Source organism: Streptomyces sp. NPDC001492 (assembly GCF_053597275.1).
In genome coordinates this window covers 78,192-84,678 of sequence record NZ_JBSFHW010000046.1, presented here as the reverse complement: position 1 = coordinate 84,678, position 6,487 = coordinate 78,192, and the positions used below count along the sequence as shown (strand labels likewise).

6 protein-coding genes are annotated in these 6,487 nt (G+C 70.9%); 2 read left to right on the top strand and 4 right to left on the bottom strand.

Annotation, left to right across the window (positions count from 1 at the left end; genetic code table 11):
* Positions 1-250: 250 nt before the first annotated feature.
* Together ACWC1K_RS40520 and ACWC1K_RS40515 are read right to left on the bottom strand one after the other, a co-directional pair.
* The gene (locus ACWC1K_RS40520; RefSeq protein ID WP_450838114.1) at positions 251-1,453 is read right to left on the bottom strand and encodes a serine hydrolase domain-containing protein; all 1,203 of its coding nucleotides are present in this window, start codon (positions 1,451-1,453) and stop codon (positions 251-253) included.
* Positions 1,390-2,718 (bottom strand): multidrug effflux MFS transporter, encoded by a 1,329-nt coding sequence (locus ACWC1K_RS40515; protein WP_450838113.1) that lies wholly within the window; start codon positions 2,716-2,718, stop codon positions 1,390-1,392. The genes ACWC1K_RS40520 and ACWC1K_RS40515 overlap by 64 nt, the downstream gene beginning before the upstream one ends.
* Positions 2,719-2,870: 152 nt before the next feature.
* On the opposite strand from ACWC1K_RS40515, the gene ACWC1K_RS40510 reads away from it, so the two are divergent.
* On the top strand, positions 2,871-3,647 hold the full coding sequence (locus ACWC1K_RS40510; RefSeq protein ID WP_450838112.1) for an SDR family oxidoreductase: 777 nt from the start codon (positions 2,871-2,873) through the stop codon (positions 3,645-3,647).
* Positions 3,648-3,928: 281 nt separating this feature from the next.
* Here ACWC1K_RS40510 and ACWC1K_RS40505 read toward each other — a convergent pair whose 3' ends face one another.
* Together ACWC1K_RS40505 and ACWC1K_RS40500 are read right to left on the bottom strand one after the other, a co-directional pair.
* On the bottom strand, positions 3,929-5,101 hold the full coding sequence (locus ACWC1K_RS40505) for a D-alanyl-D-alanine carboxypeptidase family protein (RefSeq protein ID WP_450838110.1): 1,173 nt from the start codon (positions 5,099-5,101) through the stop codon (positions 3,929-3,931).
* 225 nt (positions 5,102-5,326) lie between these two features.
* Positions 5,327-5,653, bottom strand: a complete 327-nt coding sequence (locus tag ACWC1K_RS40500) for a nuclear transport factor 2 family protein (RefSeq protein ID WP_450838109.1) — start codon at positions 5,651-5,653, stop codon at positions 5,327-5,329.
* A 242-nt stretch (positions 5,654-5,895) separates the two neighbouring features.
* On the opposite strand from ACWC1K_RS40500, the gene ACWC1K_RS40495 reads away from it, so the two are divergent.
* Complete coding sequence (locus ACWC1K_RS40495) at positions 5,896-6,465, top strand: DoxX family membrane protein (protein WP_450838107.1); 570 nt, start codon at positions 5,896-5,898, stop codon at positions 6,463-6,465.
* The last annotated feature ends 22 nt before the right edge of the window (positions 6,466-6,487 follow it).

The window sequence follows — 6,487 nt, the reverse complement described above, 5'->3', positions numbered from 1 at the left end:
CGGCGCGCTGGTTAACTTGGTTCGCCCCCGCCGCCCCTACCCGTCCCGACCGGGGGGCCGGCCCCCGGACCCCCGCTCCTCAAACGCCGGAGGGGCTGGATTTTGGCGGAGGAGCTGATCTTTCGCCGGCCGGGCTTTGATCTTTTCGGCCCGTCCGGCGTTTGAGGACGAGGCCGTTCAGGCCGAAGCGGGGGTCTGGGGGCGGCAGCCCCCGGGGACGGGAATGGGAAGGGGCGGCGGGGCGAAAAGATCATGTCCTGGACGGGCTGCGGTACACCGCCCTCGCCAGACGCGTCGCCGCCGCGGCTCTGGGGCGGCTGTCGGGCACCCGCCGCCGCGGATGCACCGCATTCGCCAGCAGCACCAGGAACGTGTCCGTCGCCGGATCCAGCACCACCGACGTCCCCGTGAACCCCGTATGCCCAGCCGCCCCCCGCCCCGCCAGCTCCCCCATGAACCACGCCTGGTCGACGGCGAAGCCGAGCCCCGGTGGGGTCAGCAGCAGCTCCACGAAGTCCGTGCCCAGGATGCGGGCAGGCCCGTACGAACCCCCGGCGAGCAGCGTCCGGCAGAACACGGCCAGGTCACGCGCCGTCGAGAACAACCCCGCATGGCCCGCGATGCCCCCCAGCGCCCAGGCGTTCTCGTCGTGGACGACACCGCGCACCATCCCGCGGTCGACCTTCGCCCACGGCCGCCGCTGATCCTCCGTCGCCGCCGCCCCCGGACAGGGCCCGAAGTCCGTCGACAGCATCCCCAGCGGACGGGTGATCCCGTCATGGATCAGGACGTCCAGGGTCCGCCCGGAAACCCGTTCCAGAACGAACTGGAGCAGCAGAAAGTTGAGGTCGGAGTACGTGTACGTGCCGGGCACCCCGATCGGCACCTCCGCCCGCAGCCGCTCCAGCCGCTCCGTGTCGTCGGCGCAGTCGTACAGCGGGAGTTCGGGGCGCAGCCCGGAGGTGTGCGTGAGCAGCTCCCGCACGGTGATGCCGTGCCGCACGGCCGCCCGGAACTCGGGCAGGTACGCCCCGACCCGCGCATCGATCCCGAGCGTGCCCCGCTCGATCTGCTGCACGGCGGCGACCGCGGTGAACAGCTTGGTGAGGGAGGCCAGGTCGACGGGTGTGTCGACGGTCATCGGGACCCGGTCCGAGGGCGGAAGTTCGACGCCGCGGTCGGTGTCGGGGTCGTAGGCCGAGTATCTGACGGCCCACCCCGCCGCCGCCTCGACGGCGATCACCGGACCGCGCCCGGCCACGACGACGGTGCCCGCGGCCCAGGGGCGGTCCCCGGTGGTGAGGTCGTGGACCTCCTGGACGAGGTGGCGGAGTTCGCCGGGGTCGAGTCCGGCCCGCTCGGGGCTGTCCCTGCGCAGTCTCGGTGCGCTCAGCTCCCCGCTCCTTCCACGCTGGTACGACCTGAGTCGTGAGATCCGCTGTGGCGTCGGCACATTCCCACGAAGCAGCCCAGTGCCACCAGCGCCGCGGCCAGTTGGACGACGGCCATCGGGACGGCGGTGCGCTCTCCGGCGATCCCGACCAGCGGGGAGGCGACCGCGCCGATGAGGAACGAGGAGGTGCCGAGCAGCGCGGACGCCGAGCCGGCCGCGTGCTTGGTGCGCATCAGGGCGAGGGCCTGGGCGTTGGGCAGGGTCACCCCCATCGCGGACATCAGGACGAAGAGGGCCGCGGCGACGGGCGCCAGGCCGACCCTGCCGAAGGCCCCGGTGGACATCAGCAGGAGGGCGGTCGCGGCAGCGATGACGACAAGCAGGCCCGCGCCCAGCGCCCGGTCCAGTCGGACCCTTCCGACCAGCAGCTTTCCGTTGATCTGACCCACGGCCACCAGCCCGACCGAGTTCAGCCCGAACAGCAGGCTGAACGTCTGCGGGGAGGCGCCGTAGATCTCCTGGATCACGTAGGGCGAGGCCGATATGTAGGCGAAGAGTGCCGCGAACGCGAAACCGCCCGCGAGCATGAACCCGGTGAAGGGCAGGTCGGCGAGGAGGCGGCGCATCGAGTGCAGGGCCTCGCCGACTCCCCCGCTGTGCCGCTCGGCCGTAGGGAGGGTCTCGGGCAGCTTCGCCCATACGGCCGCGGTCAGCACCGTCCCGACGACCGTGAGCACCACGAACACGCCCCGCCAGTCCGTCACCCGCAGGATCTGGCCGCCGATCAGTGGCGCGACGATCGGGGCGACCCCGCCGATCAGCATGAGGGTGGAGAAGAAGCGGGCCATCGCCACGCCGTCGTACAGGTCGCGGACCACGGCGCGCGCGATGACGATCCCCGCCGCGCCCGCCAGCCCCTGCGCCAGCCGGAACGCGACCAGCAGTTCGACGGTCGGCGCGAGCGCGCACAGGACGGTCGAGACGACGTAGGCGACCAGGCCGATCAGCAGGGGTCGCCGCCGGCCCCACCGGTCGCTCATCGGGCCGACCACCAGCTGGCCGAGCGCCATGCCGAGCAGGCAGGCGGTGAGGGTGAGCTGGACGGTGGCCGCGGGGGCGTGCAGGGAGTTCGTGACCTCCGGGAGCGAGGGGAGGTACATGTCCATCGCCAGCGGGGGCGTCGCGGTGAGGCCGCCGAGGATCAGGGTGACGAGCAGGCCGGTACGGGGAACGGTGCGGGCGACGGCCGGTTCCGCTTCCGGTCCGGCCGTCTGCTGTATGCGCGGTGTCGGCACGTGCGGCGTCGACGGCCCCTGCTCGGGCATGTGCCCCTCCCTCTCCGAGTGCTGCGCCCCTATGGTCTCAGCTCGCACACAGTGCCGAATGTCACGCGCGCGTCGGGCCGCCCGGACCCGGATGGCGGACGGTCTCGTCCCGTATGCCGGACCCTCGCCTACGCTGCGGGCCCATGAATGCCATGGAGACTGAGAAGCAGGGGACCAGCGGGCAGTCGAGGATCGCGGTGGTGACCGGTGCCGGCTCCGGCATCGGGCGGGCGGTCGCCGTGGAGCTGCTGCGTGCGGGCTGGTCGGTGGCGCTGGCGGGGCGGCGCCCCGGGACGCTGGAGGAGACGGCGGCCCTGGTACCCGGCGGCGCCTGTCTCGCCGTACGGACCGACGTCTCGCAGCCGGACGACGTGGCGGCGCTGTTCGCCGCCGCCGTCGAGCGGTTCGGGCGGGTGGACCTGCTGTTCAACAACGCGGGGACGTTCGGTCCCGGTGGGGTGCCGGTCGAGGAACTGGAGTACGAGGCCTGGCGGCATGTGGTGGACACCAACCTCAACGGGGCGTTCCTGTGCGCGCAGGCGGCGTACCGGCAGATGAAGGCGCAGGACCCGCGGGGCGGACGGATCATCAACAACGGCTCGATTTCCGCCCATACGCCTCGGCCGCACTCCGTCGCCTACACCGCGACCAAGCACGCGCTGACCGGCCTCACCAAGGCGCTCTCGCTGGACGGGCGGCCGTACAACATCGCGGTCGGGCAGATCGACATCGGCAACGCGGCCACCGACATGACCGCGCGGATGCAGACCGGCGCACTGCAGGCCAACGGCGAGATCGCGCCCGAGCCGGTGATGGACGTCGCCGATGTGGCGCGCACGGTGCGGCACATGGCCGAGCTGCCGCTGGAGGCGAACGTGCAGTTCGCGACGGTTCTGGCGACCGCGATGCCGTACGTGGGCCGTGGCTGACCACGCCCACGGATGCTCGAATCGTCAACTTGCACAAGCGGAATTAGTGCGTCCGGACCATTGCAGCCGGTCGTGGACTTATGCTCAAATCTCCTCCACAAGAGCTTCACACTTGGGGGAGAGCAGTTCCGTAGTCCACACCGAGGGGGGAGGCGGCAGCCGTTCCATCGCATCGGGTGGGGGTGGATCTCGCGTGGGACCGCGAGGTACGCACCGGTGCGTGGAACGGCTGCCGCGAACGTCAGTCGGCCGCCTCGTAGGTGAGTCGGCTGCCGCGTCCGTCAGTTGGCGTGTCTGCCGGCGCCCTTGCCGCGTCTGCGCAGCGCCCAGATGCCGCCCCCCAGCAGGGCGATCGTGCCGCCCGCGCCCTCCAGCAGCCGCCAGGCCGAGGGCTCCCCGGACCCGGTGCCCGGGGCGCCGGCCGCCGCCTGGGCCGTCTTCCGGGTGGGCGTCGCCCTCGCCCCGCCCTCGCTGAGCGGCTCGACCAGCGTGCCCACCGGTTCGGCCGAACCGCCGTGCGTGAAGCCCCAGTCGAGCAGGGCGGCGGTCTCCTCGTAGACGGCGTTGGAGCCGCTCTTGGGGTGCATCACGGTGGCCAGCAGGGTCCGGCCGCCGCGGGTGGCGGCACCGGTGAAGGTGTTGCCGGCATGGCTGGTGTAGCCGTTCTTGACGCCGATCAGTCCGTCGTACGTCTTCAGGCCCCACGCACCCGTGAGCAGACGGTCGGTGTTCTGGATCTGGAAGGTCTTCCTGCCGCCCGCCGGGAAGTCCGCGATCTTGGTGTGGCAGTACTCGCGGAAGTCGGCGTTCTTCAGTCCGTGCCGGGCGAAGAGCGTGAGGTCGTAGGCGGAGGAGACCTGGCCCTTGTGGTCGAAGCCGTCGGGGCTGACCACATGGGTGTCCAGGGCCTGCAGGTCCGCGGCCTTGGCCTGCATCTCGGCGACCGTCTTCGCCACTCCCCCGTTCATATGGGCGAGCACATGCACCGCGTCGTTGCCGGAGCGCAGGAAGACGCCCTGCCACAGCTGCTCGACGGTGTACGTGATCCCGGGCTTGACCCCGACCAGACTGGAGCCGGCCGGGATGTCGGCCAGATCGGCGTCGGTCACCTTGTACCGCTCGCTCCGGTGGAACTTCTTCAGGACGGTGTCGGCGAACAGCATCTTCAGCGTGGACGCGGGCGGCAGGCGCCGGTGCGCGGCGAACGAGGCGAGCACCTCTCCGCTCTCGCAGTCGGCGACGATCCAGGCGCTCGCGGTGAGTTTCCCGGGCAGACCTGTGGCGCCGCTCACCTGAATTCCCTTACGGGCGAGTCGCTCACCGCCGACGACGGTGCCGGTAGCGGATGCGGGAGTCGCCGAGGCAAGCGGAACGGCGGCTGCGGCAAGGCCGAGAGCGGCACGCCGGGAGAGGGGAGAAGAACCATGCACCCGGGGACCGTAACACCCACCCAACAGCAGTTTCCTGGCAGTACACCGTCTACGGCATAGGAATTGCCTGTCTTACGGAATTCTGACCAGGCATCCGACTTTCTCAGCCCTGACGCATCTTTTACTCAGTCCGGCTCAAAGGTTTCTCCCCAGCTTGTGGCATCGCCCACAGCGGGCGCCAAGAACCTTCGGGGAACGGGATGTTTGGCATCTGTCTCAAGCGCGAACCGGGCCCCAGCCGAGTGGGACTTATGCCTGGCCGGTCTCGAAGCGGGAGATCCTGCCGTCGTCCTCGATGGTGAAGTTCCAGCGGGTGCGCATCTCGCCCCAGGCGTCGTTGCGGTAGTGGGCGAGGAGGGCGCGGCCGCCCTGGGACTCGTTGTCGACGTCCAGGTGACCGTTGGAGGAGAAGATCTCCCGGTCGATCCACTCGCTGAGGTCCCGGTCGGAGCCGTCGTCCGCCATGGTCGCGTCCTCCGTGAGGAGGGCCAGGAAGGCGTCCCGGTCGTGGGCGTTGACGGCGGTGACGAAGGCGCGGACGGCCGGGTCGCTGAGTTTGGCTGGCTGAATCGTCATGCCAGCAGAGTCACACCGCCCGCCGGGACCCGCCACCCGAACGGCTGCGCGGAGGGGTCAGGGAGGTGTGAGGAGTGGGACGGTGGACACGCGGAGGGGAGTGTCCCGGTTTGCCGAACGCGTTGCCCGTCCCTCTGTCCCTGTTGTCTGTCCCTGTTGTCTGTCGCAGTTGTCTGTCGCTGTTGTCTGTCGCTGTTGTCTGTCGCTGTTGTCTGTCGCTGTTGTCTGTCCCGGGAGAAAACATGAGCTCTTACGACCGGCGTGATCTGGGCCTGCTGCTGCTCCGGCTGGGTACCGGCGGAGTGTTGGCGGCGCACGGCGCGCAGAAGCTGTTCGGCTGGTTCGGCGGACACGGCATCGAGGGGACCGGCCAGTTCATGGAGTCGGTCGGCTACGCGCCGGGCAAGGCGAGCGCGACCGCGGCGGGACTCGCGGAGGCAGGCGGCGGCACCCTGCTGGCGCTGGGCCTGGCGACCCCGGCGGCGGGCGCGGCGGCGGCCGGCGCGATGGCCGGGGCGTCCGCGGTGCACGCCCCGAACGGCTTCTTCAACGCGGAGGGCGGCTACGAGTACGCGGCGACCCTCGCCCTGGCCGCCACCGGCCTCGCGGTCGCCGGCCCCGGCCGTCTCTCCCTCGACCACGCGCTCGGCCATGTCTTCGACCGCGGCTGGATGGTCCCGACCGCACTCGGCGTGACGGCGGCGGCCACGGCGCTGGTGGTGGGCGCGCGCAACAAGCGGCTGCGGGACAAGAAGGAGCCGGACGAGCAGGAGGCGCTGTTCGCTGAGGAAGAGGCGCTGTTCAGGGAGTGATACGGGCGGGCAGGCTGGGCCT